This is a genomic window from Paenarthrobacter sp. NPDC089322 (genome assembly GCF_040684895.1).
Lineage (GTDB): Bacteria > Actinomycetota > Actinomycetes > Actinomycetales > Micrococcaceae > Arthrobacter.
Genome location: NZ_JBFBGW010000043.1, coordinates 1 through 2,102 on the forward strand (window position 1 = coordinate 1; position 2,102 = coordinate 2,102).

The window sequence follows — 2,102 nt, forward strand, 5'->3', positions numbered from 1 at the left end:
ACCTTCCGGCTTTCCGTTCCGCTCCCGGCGACTCAGAAAACAATACACCCCCCACCACCCCAACGCAAATCCACCCCCACAGCACCCCAAAAACCACCCCCACACCACCAAAACCCCACCAAACCGCCGTCGAACACGACACGAACACGCCCCATAACCTGCCAGTCAGTGCACGGCACTCTTCGGTTTTCCTCATAGGAAAAAAGGGGTCTGCTTTCCCTCGCGGTCCCCTGGAAGAGTTGGGGCATGGACGGAAACGGGGGGAAGGTAGCGGCGGACACCATGGCGCCGGCGTGTTCCCCTGACCGTTCTGCCTCCAGTGGGGACACCACGGGGCCGTGGACTGCGGTAAGACACTCATGACCACTTTGAGCTCGTTTCGTATTCGAACGGACTCGGCCGAACAGATCGAGCAGTTGCGTGTTCTGGAGGACATGAAGTCTGCGATCTCGAGTTTGCAGGCGAAGATCTCAGTGGCCTTTGACCTTGCTCAGCGTGGCGAACAGGCAGCAGTCGGGGTCCCCGCCGCCGAACGGGGCCAAGGGGTCTCAGCGCAAGTAGCCCCCGCCCGGCGCGATTCCCCCAACAAAGGCTCACGGCTGCTCGGGCTCGCGAAAGCCTTGGTGTCCGAGATGCCCCGGACCATGGCCGCACTGGAAACCGGCCGGCTCAACGAGTGGCGGGCAACCCTCCTGGTGAAGGAAACAGCCTGCCTCTCCGCCACAGACCGGACCGCCGTCGATGAAGAACTCGCCCCGGACACCGGCACCTTCGACGGCGCCTGAGACCGCGCCATCATCGCCGCCGTCAAAGCCGCCGCCTACCGTCGGGATCCACGTTCCATCACCCAACGCACAGCCCACGCCGCCCCGGAACGTCACGTCAGCCTCGGACCCGCCCCCGACACCATGACCATCCTCACCGCCCTGCTACCCGTCGCCCAAGGCGTCGCCGCGTACAAGGCTTTGAAAGAGTCTGCGGATTCTGCGCGTTCATCAGGCGATGACCGCTCACGCGGCAAAGTCATGGCCGACACCCTCGTCGAACGCCTCATCGGCAGCCGCCCGGGATTCTCCGGCATCGAGCTCCAATTCGTCATGACCGACTGCACCCTCCTCCAAGGCGACACCCGAACCAACACGCCTGGAAGGCTACGACACCGTCCCTGCCGAATGGGCCCGAGAATTACAGGTACGGGACCTGAACCCCGGCCAAGCCCCCGACCGAACCACACAGCACGGCCAACCGAGAGTTCAACATCTGGATCCGCCGCCTCTACACCGCCCCGGAAACCGGCGAACTCCTCGCCATGGACTCCCGAGCCCGCTTCTTCCCACCAGGCATGCGCCGCTTCATCCAAACCCGCGACCACACCTGCCGCACCCCCTACTGCGACGCACCCATCCGCCACCACGACCACATCATCCCCTGGGCACAAGACGGCAAAACCACACTCAACAACGCTGCCGGACTCTGCGAACACCGCAACCACACCAAACAAAACCCCGGCTGGAACACCCAACCCGAACCCGGCAGCCCAGACCGGCACACCCTGGAAATCAGCACCTCCCGAACACACCTACCAATCCAAAGCCCCACCCCTACCAGGGACACGAACTGCTGGCCGGTTGCCGGCAGGGGACAATAGCCCTCGAAGCAACGGAAATGAGCGGTCTTCGATACAGATTTCACGAACGCATCAAGGCCTTAGGTACCCCGATTCCCGCACGAACCGCAGCGCGGCCACGGTTCCGACAGCATCGGGTCCGACAGCATCGGTTCTGTCAGCATCGGTTCCACCAACGGGTCTGCCGACGAAGGACGTCCGGGGCGAGCCCGCGGCCGTACTGTGAGCAGTAAAAGCTGCCTGCACAGGCGGGCCACGTTTCCGTCCCTTAAGTTGACGGGTCTTCCCCGCTTCTACAGCGTAGCGTCCCCTTTAAACACGGATGGCCCCTGTGGTGGGGCTTCAACACGGATGGCCCCTTTCGCGGGGCGGCCCAGTTGTGGTGGGGCTGGGTGTTTTGGTGGTTAATGTGGGAGACCCCCCAACGTGGGTTGGGGGGTCTCGACCTGAATGGTTGTCCGGCGGTGTCCTACTC

The 2,102-nt window shown here is 63.5% G+C and carries 1 pseudogene; it reads left to right on the plus strand.

The window, feature by feature from the left end:
* Nucleotides 1–359 precede the first annotated feature (359 nt).
* Nucleotides 360–1,622 (plus strand): annotated as a pseudogene (locus AB0N65_RS20615) (DUF222 domain-containing protein); the annotation flags it as partial.
* Between the last annotated feature and the right edge of the window lie 480 nt (nt 1,623–2,102).